Source organism: Holophaga foetida DSM 6591 (genome assembly GCF_000242615.2).
Lineage (GTDB): Bacteria > Acidobacteriota > Holophagae > Holophagales > Holophagaceae > Holophaga > Holophaga foetida.
In genome coordinates, this window is sequence record NZ_KI912268.1 from 1,808,381 (window position 1) to 1,828,497 (window position 20,117).

The window sequence follows — 20,117 nt, forward strand, 5'->3', positions numbered from 1 at the left end:
GAGGGTGTGACATGGCCAAGATCCTGCTGGTGGAAGACAATGAAATGAACCGGGATGTCCTCTCCCGTCTCCTGAAACGCCGCGGCTACGAGCTATTCTTCGCCGAAGATGGGGAATCGGCCATCCAGATGACCCTGGAACTGGCCCCGGACCTCATCCTGATGGACATAAGCCTTCCGAAGATGGATGGAAACGAGGCTACGCAGCACCTCCGGGCACAGAGCGCCTGCGCCCATCTGCCCATCATCGCCCTGACGGCCCACGCCATGGCCAGCGACCGGGACAAGGCCATGGCAGCCGGGTGCACCGACTACGAGACCAAGCCCGTGGACTTCCCCCGGCTACTGGAGAAGATCGAGAAGCACCTCAAGCAGGTGAAGCCATGAGCCTTGAGGGACACATCCTCATCGTGGACGACCTGGAGACCAATCGGGAAGCCCTGGCCCGCCTCCTGGAACGGGAGGGGCTCAGCTCCGAAACCGCCTGCGAAGGGAACGAGGCCGTTCAGAAAGCCAATTCGGGCCTCTTCGACACCATTCTCCTGGACGTCATGATGCCCGGAATGGACGGCATCGAGACCCTGGGAGTCCTCAAGCAGGATCCCGGAACCCGCGATATACCGGTGCTCATGGTCTCAGCCCTGGACCAGGGACAGGCGGTGCGCCATTGCATTGAGATGGGGGCCGATGACTACCTGACCAAGCCCATCGACCGCCTCATGCTCCGATCACGCCTCTCGGCCTGCCTGCGGCGGAAACATCTCCAGGACCGGGAACGTGACTTCATAACCCGCCTCCAGGCCTCCAACGAAGAGCTGCGCCGGGTGAACCTCCTGAAGAGCCGCCTCCTCGCCATCGCCGCCCATGACCTCAAGAATCCCCTGACCACCCTCATGCTGCTGGTGGACCAGCTGGGGGACCTGGGGGAATCGCCTGCCCAGCCCTCCATCCAGCGGAAGGCCACCCAGCGGATCCGAGGCTCCGTGGAGAAGATGCTAGGAATCCTCCAGGCCCTGCTGGATTCAGCCGCCATGGAGGCAGGGCATCTGATCCTGCACAAGCACCCGGTGGATCTTCTGGAACTCACCCGCACCATCGTGGAGGAGAACCTGTCCTACGCCGAATCCAAGCACATCGAACTGATGCACCAAGTGGACACCCCCGGGGACTGGATGGTGGAGGCGGACGATATCCGGATCCGGGAGGCCCTGGACAACCTGGTCAACAACGCCATCAAGTTCTCGCCCTTCCAGTCCCGGGTGGAACTGATCATGCAGCGTGAGGGGGCCTGGATCCGCGTCAGGGTGAAGGACCAGGGACCGGGCCTCACCGAGGAGGACAGGAACCACGCCTTCGGGATGTATCAGCGCCTTTCGGCCCAGCCCACCGGGGGGGAATCCTCGACGGGCCTGGGGCTTTCCATCGTCAAGCAGATGGTGGAACTCCACGGAGGCCACATCGAGATCGAAAGCGAACCGGGCCAGGGCGCCAGCTTCCTGGTGGACCTGCCGGGGATCAGAGTTTTCTGATCCGCACCTGGAGCACCCGGGGGCCCTCCATCCGCAGCACCGTAAAACACGCTCCGTCCAGTTCCAGGCGCTCCTCGGGCTTGGGGATGTGTCCCAGGCGGGCCATGATCAGGCCCGCCACGGTGTCGAAGCCCTCCCGTGCCCAGGAGAGGCCCAGGTGTTCCTCCAGGTCCTCCATGTGGACCTGGCCGGAAACGAGGAACTCATCGGCCGACAGGGCCTGGATCTCGGAACAGCCCTCGTGCTCTTCCCCGATCTCCCCCACCACTTCCTCCAGCAGGTCCTCCACCGTCACCAGGCCGGAAACACTTCCGAACTCGTCCACCACCAGGGCCATCTGGCTCCGGACCCGCTGGAGTTCCCGAAGGAGCTCGACGGTGGGCTTGCTTTCCGGCACGAACATGGGTGTCTTGGCCAACTGGTGGAGATCCATGGGCTCCCCGGGATTCCCCTGGATGAGGTCCTTGAGGAGCAGAATCCCGACCATGTGATCGATGGTGCCCCGGAAGACCGGGAGGCGGGAGTGGCGACCGGTTCGGAAGGCCGCCCAAACTTCGTCCGGGCCGGCTTCGTCGGAGATGGCCTGGATGAGGGTGCGGGGCGTCATCACCTCCCGCACCACGGTATCGCCGAAGCCCACCACGTTGCGGATCAGCTCCCGGTCATCCTCCTCCAGGATGCCTTCGGCCTCGCCCTCCTCCAGCAGCGCCGTCACGGCGTCGTCAGTGACCCCCTCATCCTCCTCGTCCCGGACCTTCTCCTGGGCCTCCCGCCGCCGTTCGACGTGGCGGGCCAGAGGCACCACCAAGGGAGCCAGAAGCCGATGGACCGGCGCGTAGAAGGGGAAGATCCGCATCAGCCAGGGGGCGGGCTCCCGGGCCACCAGGAGGGCGGGAAGAGCCAAGTCCATGCTCCAGAGGTAGACCAGGACCAGGAACCCAAGGCTCCAGACGCCCCCCCGTATCCAGAAGGAGATCGGCCAGACCAGGACCAGGAGAAGCACCAGGAGCCCCTGATTCACCAGGGTGATGCCGAGCCCCAGGGCGTGGGAACGCTCCAGGAGCTGGGCGAGCAGGGGATTGAGGACCGCCTCCTCCTCCAGCAGCCGACGGCGCTGAATGGAAGGCAGTGCGTGGAAAGCCTCCCGCAGAATCGCCATGAGGGCACGGTAGACCAGAACGAGGGCCAGGAGGGCCATCAAAAGAGAGGATAGGGGACTACTGGCAGGGTCGCTCACGGGGCCGATTCTATCAGGCGCTTGTCTTCATCACTCAGTTTCCTCCCCCGCCGAGCCTTTTCCCGGGCCACTTCCCGGGGGTCGTGACTGAGGCCGTCCGGGGTGGGAGGCAGGCCCTTCCGGACCCGGGCCTCATTCAGGAAGGGATAGGGTTCCTTGGCCATTTCCGGACTCCGCCGGAAGTAGGCGTAGGTCATCCACCCCCCGGCGATGAAATAGATCCCCAGGAGCCAGAGCCCCACCCGCTGGATCTTCCAGGCCAGATCCCCGGCCCGGCGGACCCGCTGCCAGCCCCAGGCCGCGAGGAGGCTCAAGCCGATAACCAGCACCGTGAGCCCCAGGGTGCCGCCCCAACCCAGGGCGTACCACTCCCACCCCGTAAGGCGCCGGATCGGCGCGGCCAGCATCAGCCCGAAGACCAGGTTCAGGTGCAGCATGTAAAGCAGCAGCGATTCCATTCCCGCCGCCATCACAAGATTCGGCCCCGGGAACCGGGGGCGCACCCGCTCGAACCAGCCCAGGAAGGCCCCGGCCAGACACACGAGCCCGATACGCTGGGCCACGCTGGGCAGGGTCGTGTTGTGGAGCCGCCAGGCGTCTTCGGCAGGCCAGGTGCCACTCCAGAGCCAGGTGCGGGCGTAGAGGGAGCCCCAGACCAGCAGGACCAGCCCCAGACCCGCCAGGAAGCTCAGCCACTGGGATTCGCTCCAGCGGGCCAATCCCTCCCGGGGCATGACCCGGAAGTGACGATAGAGCGCCCCCAGCACCGACCCGAAGGCGGCGAAGGAGAACCAGGGAAAGAGGGGAAAGAGGGCCGTCACCCCGCGATCCGGATTCCCGTTGATCAGCCCCCGGATGGGCAGCCAGAGCCCTTCGGCCACGCCATGCCGCCAGAGGTGGGGTGCCGCCCAGGCGGCGCCGATGGCCAGCGCCAAGGCCGCGAGGGCGTAGGCCCCGGGCTTCCGGATGGCCCGGGCCAGGCCCTGGAGGATGAGGAGGGAGAACACGATGCACTGGAGCACATCGATCTTGAAGAGTTCCCGGAGCCGCTGGGGCCAGATGAGCACCGTCCACTCGGCCAGGGTGAGCCCGGGGGCGTGGAGGGCGTAGGCGCAGATCAGGATGAATCCCAGGCGCTTAGCGGTGGGCCAGAAGGGCCGGATGCTGCCGTCGGGCCTGAAGGTGGAGAGGACCAGGCTGTATCCCGCGCAGAGGATGAAGCTGGGGGCCACAAGGCCGTTCAGGTAGTTAAGCCACTCAGGGGTCATTCCCTTGTGAAGGTAGACGTTCACGACATGGACTTCGATCATGACGATCACAGCCCACCCACGGAGCAGGTCAATCCATTCACAGCGCCGCGAGGGCGTCAGGTCGTTCCAGGTCAACGGAGCCTCCGGATCAGCATGAGGGGTCAGACATGAGGGGGGGACTCCGTGGAGGCTGGCGACCCGTCGGACGTAACAGGACACACGTCGAAATGGTACCATCCCCCCATCCCCCAGGCAGTCCATGAACCTTTTTTCAGCATCCCAACAGCTTGCACTCCTGCTCCGTTCCGGACTCCGTTGCCGTGGCTGCCTCGGGCCCCTGGACCGGGCTTCGGAAGCGGGGCTTTGCGGCGGGTGCTGGGAAGGACTTCTGCCCCTTCCCGAGCTGCGCTGCCCGCGCTGCGCCCTGGAGCACGACCCGGATCAGGCCTGCCCGGAGCCAGTGGCCTGGGAATGGGGAGACGCATTCTGGGGCTACCACGGCGGGCGCCCCCCCCTGGGGGCCCTCCTTCTGCCCGGCATCAAGAACGGCGAACTGGGGTGGAAGAAGGCCCTGCTGCGCCGAGCCAGCGCAGCTCCCCTGCCCGACTTCGCCAGGGAAGCGGACCTCGTCACCAGCGCCCCGGCCACCAGACTGCGCAGGTTCATGAGAGGCTTCGATCTCGCAGAGGAGTTCGGCAAGGTCCTGGCCAAGCGTACCGAACGCCCCTGGCACCCCCTCCTGCGCAAGGCGTGGAGGGCAGGCCGCCAGGGAACCCGCAATGAAACAGATCGAAGGCGCCTGCCCCAGAAGGCCATCCAACTTGCCCGGAGGATCAACCTGGACCACAAGGTTATCCTTCTGGTGGATGACGTCTGGACCACCGGCACCACCCTCCTCCGTTGCGCCCAGGCGTTGAAGGAAGGAGGAGCCCAGGAAGTCAGAGTGTTGAGCATCTTCCGGGCGCTGTAGAATCCATGGATGGGCTTGGAACGCGCTGAAATCCTTACATGGCTGCAAGAGACGGACGAGTCCCGCCTGGAGGAGCTGTGGCGTCTGGCGGACGAAACCCGCCAGAACGATGTGGGGAGCGATGTCCACCTCCGGGGGCTCATCGAGGTGTCGAACCGCTGCGTGCGGGAGTGCGCCTACTGTGGGATCAGCGCCTGCGCCCCTAAGGTGGAACGCTATCTCATGACCCGGGAGGAGATCCTGGACTGCGCCGACCGTGCCAAGGCCTGCGGCTTCGGGACGGTGGTCATGCAGGCGGGGGAGACCCCGGCCATCTCCAGGGAGTGGATGGCGGGCATCATCCGGGAGATCAAGGCCCGCACGGGCCTGGCCATCACCCTCAGCCTGGGGGAGCGGGAGGAGTCCGAGCTTCGGGCCTGGAAGGAGGCTGGTGCCGACCGCTACCTCCTTCGCTTCGAGACCACGGATCCGGAACTCTACCGGGATATCCACCCCAGCCTACCGGGCACCGTCTCCGATCGCATCGCCCAGCTCATGGGGATGCGTGAGATCGGTTTCGAAATCGGCACCGGCGTGATGGTGGGCATCCCGGGGCAGACCTGGGAGACCCTGGCCCAGGACATCTGGACCTTCCGGGACTACGGCATGGACATGATCGGCATCGGCCCCTACCTCCCCAGCCCCGGCACCCCCCTGGACGGCGAACTGGGGCGGAGGCTCAGGGTCAGGGCCGGGGATCGCCAGGTCCCCAACGATCCCCTCACCACCCTCAAGGCCCTGGCCCTCACCCGTCTGGTCTGCCCCCGGACCAACATCCCCAGCACCACGGCCCTGGCCACCCTGGACCCCAGTTCGGGAAGGGCCAATGGCCTGCTCCGGGGCGCCAACGTCATCATGCCCAACCTCACCCCGGCCCAGTACCGGGCGCTCTATCAGATCTATCCCGGCAAGGCCGGACTCCATGAGACCGTGGATATCACCGTGGCCAGGATCCGCGCCCAGATCGAAGCCCTGGGGCGTACCGTGGGACAAGGTCCAGGCACCAGTCCCCGCATGAAAGGAAAGGCATGAGCCAGGAAAACAAGGCCCAGCGGAGCCGGATCCGCCTGGCCCTCCTCTCGATCTTCGCCGGGCTCTTCATCCTGACCCTCAAATACGTGGCCTACCACATCTCCGGGTCCACAGCCCTGCTCTCCGATGCCATCGAGAGCGTGGTGAACGTCATAGCAGCGGTCTTCGCCCTGGGGGCGGTGCTCTTCTCCGCCCGCCCCGCCGACAAGGAGCATCCCTACGGCCACGGCAAGATCGAGCACTTCTCGGCGGCCTTCGAGGGGGGGCTCATCTCGCTGGCGGCGGTCCTCATCGCCTGGGAGGCCATCCACACCCTTCTCGTCGGGGCGAAGGTCCAGAACCTGAGCCAGGGCCTGGCACTGAACTTCTTCGCGGGCCTGCTGAACGGAGTGCTGGGCCTCATCATGATCCGCATGGGGCGCAAGCATCGCTCCAAGGCCCTGGAGGCCGACGGCCACCACATCCTTTCCGACTTCTGGTCGACCCTCGGATTGGCGGCGGGCCTCCTGGTGGTGAAGTTCACCGGCCTCACGTGGCTGGACCCCATCCTGGCCCTGGGGGTCGCGGCCCTGCTGGCCTGGACAGGCTTCAAGCTGGTCGGGAGCTCCAGCCAGGCCCTCCTGGATATGGAAGACCCCGAACTCCTGGAGCAGATCCTGGAAATCATCAACCGCATCCGCCCGGTGGATCTCATCGCTGTCCACGACCTCAAGACCCTGCGCAGCGGTCGCTACACCCATGTCGACATCCACCTGGTGATCCCCGAGTTCTACACGGTCCACCAGGGGCACGAACTGGTGGAGAGGGTCGGGAATCAGATCATCGAGGAAGCGGCCCTCCAGGGCGAATTCAACACCCACCTGGACCCCTGCCAGTGCGCATGGTGCGCCCAGTGCGGCGTGGCCCCCTGTCCCATCCGAAAACACCCCCACCAGAACAACGTCCCGCTCACGGTGGAAGCTGCCGTGGCGCCGGGCGACATTTAAAAAGATCCACCTCCAAGCAACCCCGCCGCGCGGGGTTGCTTGGTAAAGAGAATGACCGAATGCGAATACGCGGCTTCAGGGGGCGATGTAAACCCGAGGGTTTACAGGGTAGGCTCCAAGACGCGAAGAAAAGGCGAGAAAGCCTGATGCCGACAACCTGGCTCGCATGTCCGTCATGCGGCACCGCTTGTTCTTTCTTCTGCTTTTCCTTGGAGCCTTGGAGCCTTGGAGCCTTGGAGTCTTCGTGGTGAATCATTTTCAGTATTGCAGGCGTTCAGGGCTCTGCCATGGAATGGGATCGCCGGGAAAAGCAGAATCGTCCACAGATAAATAAGATGGACATCGATAAAGAAATGGTCTACGGGCGGGGCACCTGGGCCTGCCCCGCAACGCGGGGGCGGACGGCGAAGCCGCCCGCGTTCAGCAAGGGAGAGGGAGGCGGAGGCAAGCGAGCTTGCCATAGCCTCCCTCTCCCTTGCTGAACCAGTCCCAGGCGCCCAGGTGGACTTCCTTGAGTCTGTGTGCATCCTGTGCATCGGTGGTTGAAAATGCCTTTGCTTTTCCAAGAGCGGAGAGCTCAAGCTTCGCAACGCCGGTAACCAGGGCGTCCGTTATCCGCGTGCATCCAATTTATCCGCGGCCAACATGCTTTTCTCCTCGGGGAAAGCGCGATCCGTGGCTCTCTAGCTGAACGGCTACTCAGTATTTATCGACGATCCCCTGCGCCACACGGCGCGTGAGGGCGTGGTAGCGGGGGGAGGCTTCGGCGAAGACCTCCCGGCCCAGGGCTCGGCCCGCTTCGGTGCGGCCGAGCGCCTGGTAGAGGGGCCGGACGTATTTCATGCGGCCCACGGTGGAAAGCACCTCCCGCACCCTTGGGAAGACGTGGCTGTAGCCGCTCCCGGCGGCGATGCAGAGCCATTCCACCAGGATCTCGTAGTTCCCCCGCTGGCTCAGGCCTAGTTGGGCGTCCAGGCGGGCGCAATCCTCCAGAGAGAGCTCCCGGGGAAGGTGTTGGAGGTAGATGAGGAGTTCGGTGGCGTTCCAGGCCTCGGCCCCGGCGGGGCGCTGCCCCGTCGACAAGCCTTCGGCCAGGGCCGTCAGTTCATCCAGACGATGGGAGCGGAATACCGGAGCATCCTCAGGAAGCCCGGGCTGGTTCAGCCAGGCATCAGCGCCCACCCGGCCCAGGAGCCCGGGGTGGCGCTCCTCTGCGAAGTCGCAGAACTGCTCGGTCGTGATGGACTGGAAGCGGAAGCGTCGCATGTATTCCGCCAGGAAGGCCGCGAAGACCTCCTCACCCAGGGCCTGTTCCAGGGCTGCCACGAAGCGGGCGCCCTTCTCGTAGGGGATGCTGCTGAAGGCATCGTCCGGATCGATCCCCTCCAGGTGGGTGCGGAGCACCGTCAGTTCCGGCTGATCATGGAAGCGCTCCAGGCTCTCCTCCAGGTCCTTCTGGCCGATGGCCCAGCCCAGGCTCTCCGCCTCGGCACCATGAAGGACCCGCAGGATCCGGCGCTCGGCCCAGACCGTGAAGCCCTCGTTGAGCCAGAAGTGCTCCGCCGTGGCATTGGTGACGAGATTGCCGGTCCAGCTGTGGGCCAGCTCGTGGGCCACCACGTCCACCAGGCTGCGGTCCCCCGCCAGCAGGGTCGGGGTCAGGAAGGTCATGCGGGGATTTTCCATGCCGCCGTAGGGAAAGGAGGGGGGCAGCACCAGCATGTCGTAGCGGTCCCAGTCGTAGGGGCCGAAAAGGGTCTCGGCCTTGGCCACGAAGGCCTCAGTCTCCGCGAACTCCCAGGCGGCCTTATCCACCGTCACGGGTTCGGCCCAGACCCTCACCCGGGGCGAGATGTCCCGGCTCTCCAGCTCCCCGACCGCCAGAGCCAGGAGGTAGCTGGGGATGGGCTGGGGCATATGGAAGCGCAAGGTGCGGTTCCCGCCCTGGGTCCGGTCCCCGGCGGGGTCGGCGCTCATCACCGCCGTCAGAGGCGCGGGAACCGTGACCTCGGCATCGTAGGAGACCCTCGCCACGGCGGAGTCCTGGCAGGGCAGCAGGGTGCGGGCGTGGATGGCTTGGCATTGGCTGAAGAGGAAGGGGTGCTGACCCCCGGCGGTCTGCTCGGGGCTCAGCCACTGGAGCCCGATGGCCTCGGGGCTGGTCTCGTAGGCAATGGTGATGGCCGAAGTGGCCGGGGGGAGTTCCAGGCGCAGTCGGCGTCCCAGGATGGGCTCCTCGTCCCCCAGTTCGAAGGGAAGGACCTCCCCCGCCACCGAACAGGCGCGGATGGCCAGATCCTTGGTATCCAGGTCCAGTGTGCCGGAAGAGGGTTCCGTCAGGTGGAGGGTCACCTCCCCTTCGATCACCCGCCGTGAGAAGTCCACCCGCCAGCGCAGATCCCAGTGACGGGTCCGGGGCTGGAGGGGGTCGAAGTGCGAGTGGGGGTCGAGATTGGCCATGCCCGTATTGTGCGCGGCCCACAGGGAGGCGCAAATCGGAACGTAAGCGTTCAAATCGCGGGGTCCCCGTTCTTGACCGCGAGGGTCAATCCGTCACCCAGGGGAAGCATGCTCACCCAGACCCGGGGATCCTCTGCCAGTTGAGCGTTGAAGCGCTGGATCCCAACCCCTTGCGGATCGAGGGTCGTGTCGAGAACATGGCCATCCCATAGGACGTTGTCGGCCACCAGCAGCCCACCGGGCCGGAGCAGAAGCAGGAGGCGCTCGTAGTAGGCCGGGTAATTCCTCTTGTCGGCATCCAGGAAGGCGAGGTCGTACTGCCCGGCCCCCCCGTCCCCCAACAGGCGTTCGAGTTCCACCAGCCCCGGGGACAACCTCGCCTCGATCCTGTCCTCCATCCCCGCTTCCCGCCAGTGGCGGCGGGCCACTTCGTTCCATTGCCGGTTGATGTCGATGGTCAGGATCCGCCCACCCGGCGGCAGTGCCGTGGCCATCCACAGGGCGCTGTATCCCATGAAAGTGCCCAGTTCGATCACGCGTGAGGCGTTCGTCAGGCGCACGAGGAGGGACAGGAATTGCCCCACTTCCGGAGCGGCCGCCATGCACCCCGCCGGGTGCTGCGCGGCCTCCCGGCGAAGACGGGCGAGGCTCTCGGGCTCCCGGAGGGAGGATGAAAGCATGTAAGCGTACAGTTCATCGGTCAGCGGGATCCGTTTATCGCTCATTTGTTCAATCTCCCTTGGGCGCATCTATCGGCAGGAGGGCGCGCTGGATCTTGCCATTGGCGTCCCGAGGCAGGATGGAGAGGACCTCCACCAGTGCGGGCACCTTGTAGGGCGAAAGCCGTTTCCGGCAGGCTTCCCGGACCATGGAGCCCGTCACTCGATCCGGATCAGCCTCCACCAGCGCCCGGACCACCGGCAGCCCCGCCCGCTCACCTTCCATCACGATCACGACGCTCACCGCCAAGGCACTGCGAATGGCCTCCTCGACCTCCAGACAGTCCACCTTGTAGCCCCCGATATTGAGGATGTCGGAGCGCCCCAGAAGGTGCAGCCCGCCCTGGGCGTCCAGATACCCGGCATCCCCCGGGAACACGAACCCTTCCCGGAAGGTCTTGGCGCTAGCCACCGGGTCGTTGTCGTAGGAATGGCTGGCCGCTGGACTGCATATGCCCAGGAGCCCGCGCTGCCCAGGCAGGCAGCGACCTCCGGCCTCATCGAAGATGCCGATTTCCACCCCGGGATAGGGATGGCCCACGAAGCCTTCCTGATAGTCATCGCCAAGATTCACCGTGGCACTCAGGGTCTCTGTGGAGCCGTACTGGACGTGCACCGGTTTCCCGTAACGCTGCTTGAAGGCGTCAAAGGCCGCCCGGGGAAGACTGGCAGCCGAGGAGACACAGAAGCGGAGTGCCTTGAAAACCGCCCCATCCTCCCCTTCCAGCCGACACTTGCCCAGAACCTCGACCATGGGCGGAGTTGCCAGGAAAACCGTCGGAGGATCCTGACGAAGGGCCTCGAAGACCGAGCCCGGAAGAAAACGCGGCAGCACCAACAGAGTCCCTCCGACATGGAAGGCCGCCAGGAGGCCGAGGGTCCCGAAGGAGTGGCAGAAGGGGGTTGCACCGAGGAACACATCGCTAGGCCCCAACCCGAGGGCCACGGAGAAGTGCTCGAAATCGTGAGCGATATTTCCCTCCGTCTTGAGCATCTCTTTGGGGTGCCCTGTGGAACCCGAGGAATACTGCCTCATCAGGATCCCCCTGGAGGTGAGGCGTGGAATCGGGCCCTCTCTCCGGCAGAGGCAGCAGCCTTCCACGACACCGAGCCCACTCACGGGGGCCAGGTCAGGGCAGGCGACTCCCTCCTGAAGCACCAGGAAGGGGATCTCCCCCGTCGCAAGCCGCTCGGCCACGCCCGCCTCCGGCAGGTCAGCGGGCAGGGGGATCACCACACCTCCGGCCTCCAGCACAGCGAAGAACCAGACGATGAACCCCACCGAGTTGGGAAGCGCCAAAGCCACCTGAACCCCGGAATCGATTCCCAGCTGCCGGAGCTCCCCGGCGAGGGAGCTGCAGCGGTGGGAAAGCTCGTCATAGCTCAGTCGCTTCCCCTGGGCGACCACAGCCGTGCGGCCGCCGTCCCGCCGAGCCGCCAGGGTCAGCAGGCGCCTGGGATCAATCTCTCCGAGAGGCACAGCACTCTCCCAGGGAGGCGTTTTCGACGAAGGCCGCCAGGGTGTGGATATTGAAGAGGGTCTGCTCAAGGGTGTCGTCGTCGAAGCGGACATCGAAGATGAGTTCGAGCTCGGTGACCAGATTCACGACGGACAGGGAATCGAGCTCGGCCATGCCCAGCAGGGGTTCCCCCGCCAGCACTGCCCGCCAGTCCGCAGGATCCGCGACATAACGCTGCAGCACTTCCTGCAGACCTTCGTTCAGATTGTCAGTCATCGCTGCCCCTGCATGGTTGAGGTTGAATCAGAATACCTAAGACCGCTGTTCTGGCCCGAGTTCCAGAAGCCCCCAGCAAAGGTCAGATTCTCCGGCGTCTGGACCATGATTTCCTCCAGGCGCCGCAGGTAGGTTTCGATCCAGGCATCGTTCCAGTTCTCTGCGCCCCGTTCAGGATCAAGTCCAGAGTCCTCGAAGATCACTCGGATCCGCCTGCTCGGTATATCCCAGAGAATGAAGAACCAGAGCGTTGGCGCCTTGGCCATCCTGGCAAGCTGTGCGGTGCCGTGACTCATCTCACACGAACCATTGAGGAATGGGTACGGCTGGAAGTGCTGGCCCCAACGGCCATCCGCCGCGATCATGACCACCCCGCTCCTCCGCAGATGGAGGAAGCAGGCCGCCAGGGATTTCTTCCGATCCTCCTCACGCGAAAGGGTGAGGGTCTTGATCCCAGGGGCCTCCAGCCCAGGATGGCTCTGGAGGAGAAGGGCACCGCAGCCCAGCCTTGAGAAGATCTGGCGACCGACGGGATAGGGCCCCAGATGGGCGCCCGCCAGCACCACACCCCTGCCCCCGGCCAAGGCCCTGTCCAGGTGGCTCGTATCCATCGGCTCCACAAGGTCCATCACCTCCTTGATCCGACCTTCAACCAGGGCTGCGCGCACCGTGCGTATCGCGTGGTACCCCCACCAGGCACGGGCGAACCAGGCTCGTTCCGCCTCATCGGTGGCCAGCCTCAAGTTCTGTCGTCCCCAGTCAAGGATCGGGCCCTCTGGGTCGACCAGTAGCGCACGGCGGGAAAGTCTCTCCAGGGACTGGCACAGAGGCACACGGCCCCTCACCCTCTGAATAATTGGGCGGAGGACTGTCCGATCAAAGGCTTTGAGCGTGGAACGGATAAAGCGTGTCAAAGGCTGGCCAAAAAGAGTCTGGGATTGGAAGATTCATGCGTGCGATAAGACATTCTTGCATGAATCCTCCCTGCCACGACCGACCATGCCTCCCGGGAGACGGGAAGCTTTCAGCGAAGCGCTGAGGACTTCAAACAGGAAAAGAAATCCCGGTCCTCCAGCACCAGATGATCCCTCACCACCTCCACCGCCAGGAATCCCAGAACCTGGCTCAACTCCAGACGGCCCTCCCGCAGGTCTTTCCGCAGCGTGTTCGCCTGCTCGTTGATCTGCCGGTGCCTTTCGGCATGGACCGCGAGGCGCGGATAACCGATCTGCGCCAGGACGGCCTCCTCGTCATGGAAGTGCTGGACAACATGGGCCTGGAAGACCTGGAGCCGGAGTCCCACCTCCGTGGAGTCCGGGAAGGTGGCGATGGATGCCAGAAGGGCATTGATCATGTCGAAGAGCTCCCGGTGCTGGGCATCAATGAGGGCGTGCCCACTCTCCAGGCTCCTGTCCCACCGAAGCTCCAGCAGGGGGAGCGAACCCTTTGCCGAAGGCAGGGGAACCACCGGATCCCCCAGGGTAACGACTCGGTTCCGGCCCTCATCCTTGGCCCGGTAGAGAGCCTGGTCCACCCGTTTGACCCATTCGAGCAAAGGCTCACCCGGACGGTACTCGGCCACCCCCACGCTGATGGTGACCTGCCCCACCTCAGGGAAAAGCGTGGCGGCCACAGCTGCCCGGACCTTCTCCCCCAGGGCCGTGGCGCCGGACAGGTAGGTGCCGGGCGCCAGGATCAGGAACTCCTCGCCCCCCCACCGGGTGAGGGCATCCGAAGCCCTCAGTTCGCTCCGGACCGTCTGAACCACCTGCACGAGCACCTGGTCTCCGATGTCGTGCCCATAGGTATCATTGATCCGCTTGAAGTGGTCCAGATCGAAGAGCAGTAAGGGGAGAGGATCCCGCTTGCGATTGGCCAGGGCCATCATGGCTGCTGCCCCTTCCTCGAAACGGCGGCGGTTCCAGGCCCCGGTAAGGCGGTCCGTACCTGCCGCCATCTCCAGTTCGACCATGGCCTTCTGAAGCTCAGCGTTGGCCCGCTCAGTCGCAGCCCGGGCCCGTTCCAGGGCATCCAGGCGCTCCAGCAGTGCGGGGTCCACGGCAGAGTCATGCCACTTCCGCCCACGCCGTCCCCACCACACCCCCAGGGCCCAGGCCCCGAAGAGCAGCGCGATACCAAGGACTGCAAGGAGGATCTTGGCGCTCATGCCAGAGTGTATCGGCCAAGGCTGAACCAGGATGACTCCGGAACAGGACCTCCTCCCTGGGGTAGACTGTTCCAACGTTACGGAGCTTCCATGTTCGCACTTGAAGGAAAGATCGCACTCGTCACCGGAGCCAGCCAGGGCATCGGGGAATCCATCGCCCGGCGCCTGGCCACCCAGGGGGCCCTGGTGGTCTGCGCCGCCCGCAACGAGGAGGCCCTGCAGAAGGTCTCCTCCGCCATCCAGGCCGAAGGGGGCAAGGCCGACTACGTGTGCCTGGACATGTCCAGCGCCGAATCCATCAAGGCGGCGGTGGCTACGGTCATCGAGCGCCACGGCGCCCTCCACGTCCTGGTGAACAACGCCGGCATCACCAAGGACAAACTCCTCATCCAGATGAAGGAGGATGAGTGGGATGCGGTGCTGGACACCAACCTCAAGGGGGCCTTCCTGGCCACCCAGGCGGTGACCAAGCCCATGATGAAGCAGCGCTGGGGCCGCATCATCAACATCGCCTCAGTGGTCGGCCAGATGGGCAACGCCGGTCAGGCCAACTATGTCTCCGCCAAGGCTGGCCTCATCGGCCTCACCAAGAGCGTGGCCCGGGAACTGGCCAGCCGCAACATCACCGCCAACGCCATCACGCCGGGCTACATCGCCACGGCCATGACGGACAAGCTGAGCGAAGACGTGAAGGCCGGATTCGTCGAGCAGATCCCCCTGGGACGCCTGGGCACCCCCGATGACATCGCCCACGCCGTCTGCTTCCTGGCCTCGGAGGAGGCGGGCTACATGACCGGCCAAGTACTCTCGGTCAACGGCGGCATGCTGATGCCCTGAGGCACGACCTCGCCCATGGCCGTCCATCCCGGCTTCCTTCCCCTCTTCGCCCTGGCACTGGTGCTCACCACGCTGCGGGCGGACGAGGGTATGTGGACCTTCGACCATCCCCCGACCCAGGCCATGAAGGCGAAGTATGGCTTCGCGCCGGACGCCGCGTGGCTGGAGCATGTGCGCCTCTCGGCCCTGCGCTTCCCTGGGGGGAGCGGCTCGTTCATCAGTCCCGACGGACTGGTGCTCACCAACCACCATGTGGGGCACGGGGCCATCCAGAAGGTCTCCAATGCGGACCGCAATCTCGTGGAGAACGGCTTCGTGGCTGCGGATCGTGGCCACGAGATCCGAGTACCCGGCCTGGAGCTCCGCAGCCTCGTGGGCATGGAGAACGTCACGGAGGCCTTGGCCAAGGCTGTCCCCCCTGGAAGCACCGAGGAAGAGGCCGTCCGCATCCGCAGATCGGCGGTGGAAGGCCTGCTCCGGGTCCACAACGGCGAAGGCTCCCTTTCGTGGGAGGCGGTCAGCCTCTACCAGGGGGGCGAGACCTGGCTTTACGGCTACCAGGTCTTCCGTGACATCCGCCTCGTGATGGCACCGGAACACAAGGTGGCGGGCTTCGGAGGGGACTGGGACAACTTCACCTTCCCTCGCCACGATCTGGACTTCGCCCTGTTCCGGGTTTACGAGAAGGGCCAGCCCTACCACCCCGCGCACTTCCTCAAGGGGTCGGAACAGGGCGTCCAGACTGGTGATATGACCTTCACCGTGGGGCATCCCGGGCGGACTTCCCGCCTGGAGACCTTCGCGCAGATGGAGCACCTGCGGGAAGCCGTCAATCCCCTGCTGATCCGCATCCTCAAGCGCAGGGACACGGCCCTGCGGGCATACGCCCGCCGAAGCCCGACCCACGCCCTGAAGGTTTCCTCCGAGCGCATGGCCACCGGCAACGCCCTGAAGGTGTACCTGGGAGAGACCGAAGGCCTGGCGAACCCGGAGGCCATGGCCCGGATCCAGGCGGCGGAGCGGGAACTCCAGGCGAAGGTCCAGACCGATCCCCACCTGCAATCCGAAGCCGGGGAGAGCTGGGAAAGAATCCGGGAGACCCTGACCCAGCAGAGGGCCTTCCTCCCAGAGGAGATGCTCCTCCATCCCCGCTACCGGAGCCTGCTGCAGGGCCCCCTGGAGAGAGCCCTGGATATCTGGGAGGGCCGGTCGGCCCAAGCCCTGCCCATCGATCGCGAATTGGAGACCATCCTGCTCGCCGCAGGGCTGACCGACGCCCTGGATCTCCTGGGGGCCCAGCACCCCCTGGTGAGGGCCCTCCTGAGGGGCCTCACCCCGGAAGCCTCAGCCCAGCAGGCCCTGGCAAAGACCCGCATCGATGACCCAGCCTTCCTGAAGTCCCTGCTGGACGGCGGAAGCCCTGCCCGGGAGGCATGCCAGGACCCCCTGATCCTCATGGCCAAAGCCATCGATCCCCGGGAACGGGAGATCCGTCGAAAACAGGCCAGCCTGATGGCCACCCTGGCGGAACACGAAGCCCGCATCGCGAAGGCCCGCTTCGCCGTGCGTGGCAGGATCGACTACCCGGACGCCACATTCACCCTGCGTCTGAGCTACGGCGCCGTGGAAAGCTACCCCCAGGCGGGCACCCTGGTGCAACCCTTCACCACCTTCGGCGGGCTCTTCGACCGCGCCGATGGTTGGGGCCCCCAGGCCGAAGGAGGCTCCTGGGCCCTCCCCAAACGCTGGATGGAGGCCCGCAGGAAGCTCAAGCTGAGCACCCCGTATAACTTCATAAGCTCCAACGACATCATCGGCGGGAACAGCGGCAGCCCCGTGCTGAACCGCCGAGGTGAGCTGGTGGGCCTGGCCTTCGATGGCAACATCCAGAGCCTGCCGGGGCGCTTCTACTACGATGGCCGCACCAACCGTTGCATCTCCGTGGACCTGCGCGCCATCCAGGAGGCCCTGCGGGTGGTCTACGGGGCATCCCACTTGGCTGGGGAAATCGCCGGAGCAGGGAAGCGGTAGAAGCAATCCGCGCTAAATAAAGACCAGACACCCCAGCAGGTAGAAGCTGATTTCGACGCTCGGCTCCCAGGCGGCCTTACCGGCGGTGAAGCGCTCGTGATAGAGCCAAAGGTGCGCAAGGGGGAAGCCGCTGGCCAACACCAGCAGGCCCCGGGCGGCCCAGGGGTGGGATAGCAAGGCTCCGGGTCCATGCAGAAGAGCCGCCAGCAAGGCGAGAGTCAGCACCGCCCCCAGCACCCCGGTGGCCGCGCGCTTCCCGAGCAGGATAGGCAGGGTCTCCTTGCCCATGATCTGATCGTTCTGCATGTCCCGGATGTTGTGGATGGTGGTTCGGGCGAAGGCCTGGGCCGCCACCAGCATGAGGCCAGCCCAGGCGGAACCATCCCAGGCCCAGCCGTGGTGCCACAGAGGCAGGGCCACGGCCACGAGGGCCAGGGCCAGGGCCACCAGCAGGTCCTTGGAGCCCGGGATGGAGCGCAGGCTCAGGTGGCGGGAGCCGATGTGGATCCCCCGCTTGTAGGTCAATCCGAAGAGGGAGGCCACCAGCACGAGCAGGAGCGAACCGATTCCCATCTGGAGACTCAAGCCCAGGGCGGCGACCAGACTCAGGATACCCGCCCCCAGGATGATGCCCCGATTCCGTTCCAGGAAGCGGGCCCGGGCGGGCCCCTTACTGCCCACACCCATGGGGTCGAGGTAGGGGGTGAGGAGGTACATGGCCCAGGTATAGCAGGCCGTCAGCACCGGGTACTGCCAGGCGAGGGGGCTGCCCATCCATCGATGAACTCCCAGGGTCATGAAGCCCGCTCCGACGGCCATCACGGTGGGGGAGCCGAAGGCTGCCTTGAGGAAACGGGCCAGGGTGCCAGGCCCCTTCCCCAGAGCCTCCAGCACATCCACGACTTCCTCCACCAGCCAGGTAGGCGTGGAGGCCCCCGCCAGGACACCCACGCTCTCCGACCCGGAAAAGACTGTCAGATCGAGATCAGAGGCGGTCTCCACAAACTGCACCGGCTTCCCGAAGTGGCGGGCCAGCTCGGCCAGGTGCTTGGTGTTGGAGGAGTTCTTGCCCCCCACAACGATGACGTAATCCACCACCCGGGCCAGATCCTGGGCCTCGGCCTGACGGCGGGTGGTGTCCTGACAGATGGTGTTCTCGAAGAGAGCATCCCCGGCCCTCGAACGCAGGTATTCGGTAATCTCCGCGTAGTCCTTGGTCGTGAAGGTGGTCTGTGCCACCACCAACACCTTGGCCAGTTGCTCATCCGTGAGGGCGCGGGCCTCCTCCAGATTGGCCACGATGGCTGAGCCATGGGCGGCAAAGCTCTGGTGCGCCACACTCTCGGCATGCCCATGGCTCCCCAGGATCACGGTGAAGTAGCCCTTGGGACTCCATTTCCGGATGCGGGCGTGGACTTTGGCCACCTCCGGGCAGGTGGCATTCACCAGGTGGATCTCCCCATCCTGCTGGCGCTTGCGCAGCCCCTGGAGTTCCTGCACGGGAATGCCGTGAGCCCGGATGACCACGGTCCCGTCCAGGGCATCCTGGGGAGCATCCACCACACCCACGCCGCGCTTCTTCAGGAGGGCCAGCGCCTGGGGGTTGTGGATGAGGGGCCCCAGCGTTCGCACAGGCCCCTCCTGCCGGGAGGAGGCTTCCAGGACCGCATCCATGGCCCGTCGAACCCCCCAGCAGAAGCCAGCAGTCCTGGCGACCATCACCTTCATGACACCCCCCGACAATCCCGACCAATCAAGTCAGACAATCAGCATACCGTTACGCATCTGGGATGAGGGGGATGGATTTGCTCCCACCGTCAGCCCCGTCAGGAGCTTCAGGAGAATCTGTTGAAGCCTTTCTGCCGGTGCGAATTCTTCATGCAGAACAGCTTGGATCACAGGGGAAATGAGCCCACAGCAGCGCCTCAAGCCCTGCCCCCTTCCAAGCGATTCGTCCTCCCGGGCCGTACCGGGAGGACGAATCGCTTGGAAGGCTTGGGAATTGAGGTTATTCTGAAAATTCGGGCCCATTTTCGGCCCCGCAAAGGGAGTTCCAAATACACATGAGCAAGCGAACCCTTGGTAGTTTGGCGGACTTGGCCAAGATCATGGAGGAAGCCTCCAATCCCGAATCAGCCGTTCGGGAAGACCGCAAGGAAACAAAGCCCAAGGTGACCGCGGCCAAGAAACACGGATCCAGCCTCAAGGCACGGGTCGTGGATCCCAAGCGGAAGGCCTGGTACGACAAGCGTCTCCGCGAACAGGTCGCCCCCAAGCCCCTGGAAGAGGCTGCCGCGCCTGTCGCCGTGGAACCCCTCGTCGACCCCAGCCACACCAAGGCTGTGGCCACCAAGGCAACCGCGGGCCTGCTCCAGGTTCTGGCCAATGCCAACAAGCCCAAGACCGAGACCAAGTCCCGCGCCGAGGCTTGGCGCCGCAAGCCGGGTGATCCCGTCTTCTGATCTGAGTCCTGTGATCCGTGGGCACAGAGTGAAAGCTGTTCAGGCTTTTCCTCTGTGCCCTCTCTTCATTCGTCTCCGTATCCTCTGTGGTGGAGCTTCCAGGCTGGCGACAAGCCGATAGATCAGCCCACTACTGCTGGGCCAGCAGCTCCCGGCTGAGGAGCTGGATATGGCCCATCTCCTCCCGGATGATGTCGTCAACACGCTTCCTGCCAAGGGCTTCCGGAACGAGGTCCTTCAAACCCAGATAGAAGGCGATGGAATCCTTCTCCATCTGGATGGCGGTCTTCAGGATGGACGCCATGGAACGGAAGTCGACCGTCTGTTCGAAGAACACGCGGGTATCGGCCATGGCACGGAGATACCGCACAGCCTCATCATCCGGGTCGAAGACAGTGGGGGTGTTCTCTGCTTCATTCAAGCCTTTGCGAAGGTCCGCATAGGCGTTTTCGTGATCGTCCTCCATGGCGGCCAGCTGGGCCAGGAGGGCTTTTGATCGGGGATCCGAAACGCCCAACTCGGCCTCTCGGTAGAAGCTGGCCCCGTTCCGCTCGATCTGCTCCGCCATCTCGAAGATGTCGTCAGCGTTGAAGTCAAAGCTCATGCTGGTGGTCCTTTCATGAAAGCGAGTGGGCCATGGGAAGGCTGTGAGTGTCCGTATCG

The 20,117-nt window shown here is 65.0% G+C and carries 18 protein-coding genes; 8 read left to right on the forward strand and 10 right to left on the reverse strand.

The window, feature by feature from the left end; genetic code table 11:
- Nucleotides 1–11 precede the first annotated feature (11 nt).
- Both HOLFODRAFT_RS0207840 and HOLFODRAFT_RS0207845 read left to right on the forward strand, forming a co-directional pair.
- Nucleotides 12–386, forward strand: a complete 375-nt coding sequence (locus HOLFODRAFT_RS0207840) for a response regulator (protein WP_005035385.1) — start codon at nucleotides 12–14, stop codon at nucleotides 384–386.
- Complete coding sequence (locus tag HOLFODRAFT_RS0207845) at nucleotides 383–1,528, forward strand: hybrid sensor histidine kinase/response regulator (RefSeq protein ID WP_005035383.1); 1,146 nt, start codon at nucleotides 383–385, stop codon at nucleotides 1,526–1,528. The genes HOLFODRAFT_RS0207840 and HOLFODRAFT_RS0207845 overlap by 4 nt, the downstream gene beginning before the upstream one ends.
- Here HOLFODRAFT_RS0207845 and HOLFODRAFT_RS22850 read toward each other — a convergent pair.
- Nucleotides 1,515–2,765: a hemolysin family protein gene (locus HOLFODRAFT_RS22850; RefSeq protein ID WP_148300391.1), complete on the reverse strand. Its 1,251-nt coding sequence runs from the start codon at nucleotides 2,763–2,765 to the stop codon at nucleotides 1,515–1,517. The genes HOLFODRAFT_RS0207845 and HOLFODRAFT_RS22850 overlap by 14 nt on opposite strands.
- Nucleotides 2,762–4,150, reverse strand: a complete 1,389-nt coding sequence (locus tag HOLFODRAFT_RS0207855) for a heparan-alpha-glucosaminide N-acetyltransferase domain-containing protein (RefSeq protein WP_005035378.1) — start codon at nucleotides 4,148–4,150, stop codon at nucleotides 2,762–2,764. The genes HOLFODRAFT_RS22850 and HOLFODRAFT_RS0207855 overlap by 4 nt, the downstream gene beginning before the upstream one ends.
- A 124-nt stretch (nucleotides 4,151–4,274) precedes the next feature.
- On the opposite strand from HOLFODRAFT_RS0207855, the gene HOLFODRAFT_RS22855 reads away from it, so the two are divergent.
- Genes HOLFODRAFT_RS22855 through HOLFODRAFT_RS0207870 form a run of 3 tightly spaced genes read left to right on the forward strand, consistent with a single transcriptional unit; the run spans nucleotide 4,275 to nucleotide 7,042 of the window.
- Nucleotides 4,275–4,985 carry a ComF family protein gene (locus tag HOLFODRAFT_RS22855; RefSeq protein ID WP_005035376.1) on the forward strand — a complete coding sequence of 237 codons (711 nt, stop codon included), beginning with the start codon at nucleotides 4,275–4,277 and terminating at the stop codon, nucleotides 4,983–4,985.
- A gap of 9 nt (nucleotides 4,986–4,994) precedes the next feature.
- Nucleotides 4,995–6,056 (forward strand): [FeFe] hydrogenase H-cluster radical SAM maturase HydE, encoded by a 1,062-nt coding sequence (hydE, locus tag HOLFODRAFT_RS0207865; protein ID WP_005035374.1) that lies wholly within the window; start codon nucleotides 4,995–4,997, stop codon nucleotides 6,054–6,056.
- Nucleotides 6,053–7,042 carry a cation diffusion facilitator family transporter gene (locus HOLFODRAFT_RS0207870; protein WP_005035373.1) on the forward strand — a complete coding sequence of 330 codons (990 nt, stop codon included), beginning with the start codon at nucleotides 6,053–6,055 and terminating at the stop codon, nucleotides 7,040–7,042. Before hydE ends, HOLFODRAFT_RS0207870 begins: the two co-directional genes overlap by 4 nt.
- Before the next feature lie 699 nt (nucleotides 7,043–7,741).
- On the opposite strand, the gene HOLFODRAFT_RS0207875 is transcribed toward HOLFODRAFT_RS0207870, so the two are convergent.
- The 6 genes from HOLFODRAFT_RS0207875 to HOLFODRAFT_RS20090 all read right to left on the reverse strand — a co-directional run bounded on the left by HOLFODRAFT_RS0207875 (nucleotide 7,742) and on the right by HOLFODRAFT_RS20090 (nucleotide 14,124).
- Nucleotides 7,742–9,502 (reverse strand): M1 family metallopeptidase, encoded by a 1,761-nt coding sequence (locus HOLFODRAFT_RS0207875; protein ID WP_026939150.1) that lies wholly within the window; start codon nucleotides 9,500–9,502, stop codon nucleotides 7,742–7,744.
- Between the two features lie 50 nt (nucleotides 9,503–9,552).
- Nucleotides 9,553–10,227, reverse strand: coding sequence for a class I SAM-dependent methyltransferase (locus HOLFODRAFT_RS0207880; protein WP_005035370.1), 675 nt, complete (start codon nucleotides 10,225–10,227; stop codon nucleotides 9,553–9,555).
- 4 nt (nucleotides 10,228–10,231) lie between these two features.
- On the reverse strand, nucleotides 10,232–11,701 hold the full coding sequence (locus HOLFODRAFT_RS0207885) for a class I adenylate-forming enzyme family protein (RefSeq protein ID WP_005035368.1): 1,470 nt from the start codon (nucleotides 11,699–11,701) through the stop codon (nucleotides 10,232–10,234).
- Entirely contained in the window at nucleotides 11,682–11,957 is a 276-nt protein-coding gene (locus HOLFODRAFT_RS0207890; RefSeq protein ID WP_005035366.1) for a hypothetical protein, read from the reverse strand. Before HOLFODRAFT_RS0207890 ends, HOLFODRAFT_RS0207885 begins: the two co-directional genes overlap by 20 nt.
- A complete protein-coding gene (locus tag HOLFODRAFT_RS0207895; RefSeq protein ID WP_026939151.1) occupies nucleotides 11,954–12,700 on the reverse strand; it encodes a lysophospholipid acyltransferase family protein in 747 nt (248 codons plus the stop codon). The genes HOLFODRAFT_RS0207890 and HOLFODRAFT_RS0207895 overlap by 4 nt, the downstream gene beginning before the upstream one ends.
- Before the next feature lie 281 nt (nucleotides 12,701–12,981).
- The gene (locus HOLFODRAFT_RS20090; protein ID WP_005035362.1) at nucleotides 12,982–14,124 is read right to left on the reverse strand and encodes a diguanylate cyclase; all 1,143 of its coding nucleotides are present in this window, start codon (nucleotides 14,122–14,124) and stop codon (nucleotides 12,982–12,984) included.
- Between the two features lie 90 nt (nucleotides 14,125–14,214).
- Between HOLFODRAFT_RS20090 and fabG the strand changes: the two genes are divergently transcribed.
- Together fabG and HOLFODRAFT_RS20095 are read left to right on the forward strand one after the other, a co-directional pair.
- Nucleotides 14,215–14,961 carry a 3-oxoacyl-[acyl-carrier-protein] reductase gene (gene fabG, locus HOLFODRAFT_RS0207905; RefSeq protein WP_005035360.1) on the forward strand — a complete coding sequence of 249 codons (747 nt, stop codon included), beginning with the start codon at nucleotides 14,215–14,217 and terminating at the stop codon, nucleotides 14,959–14,961.
- Between the two features lie 15 nt (nucleotides 14,962–14,976).
- Nucleotides 14,977–16,992, forward strand: coding sequence for a S46 family peptidase (locus HOLFODRAFT_RS20095; RefSeq protein WP_005035357.1), 2,016 nt, complete (start codon nucleotides 14,977–14,979; stop codon nucleotides 16,990–16,992).
- A gap of 12 nt (nucleotides 16,993–17,004) precedes the next feature.
- Here HOLFODRAFT_RS20095 and ispH read toward each other — a convergent pair whose 3' ends face one another.
- Entirely contained in the window at nucleotides 17,005–18,720 is a 1,716-nt protein-coding gene (gene ispH / locus HOLFODRAFT_RS22860) for a 4-hydroxy-3-methylbut-2-enyl diphosphate reductase (RefSeq protein ID WP_005035355.1), read from the reverse strand.
- A gap of 335 nt (nucleotides 18,721–19,055) precedes the next feature.
- On the opposite strand from ispH, the gene HOLFODRAFT_RS0207920 reads away from it, so the two are divergent.
- Nucleotides 19,056–19,454 carry a hypothetical protein gene (locus tag HOLFODRAFT_RS0207920; RefSeq protein ID WP_005035353.1) on the forward strand — a complete coding sequence of 133 codons (399 nt, stop codon included), beginning with the start codon at nucleotides 19,056–19,058 and terminating at the stop codon, nucleotides 19,452–19,454.
- 130 nt (nucleotides 19,455–19,584) lie between these two features.
- On the opposite strand, the gene HOLFODRAFT_RS0207925 is transcribed toward HOLFODRAFT_RS0207920, so the two are convergent.
- Complete coding sequence (locus HOLFODRAFT_RS0207925; protein WP_005035350.1) at nucleotides 19,585–20,058, reverse strand: ferritin-like domain-containing protein; 474 nt, start codon at nucleotides 20,056–20,058, stop codon at nucleotides 19,585–19,587.
- Nucleotides 20,059–20,117 lie beyond the last annotated feature (59 nt).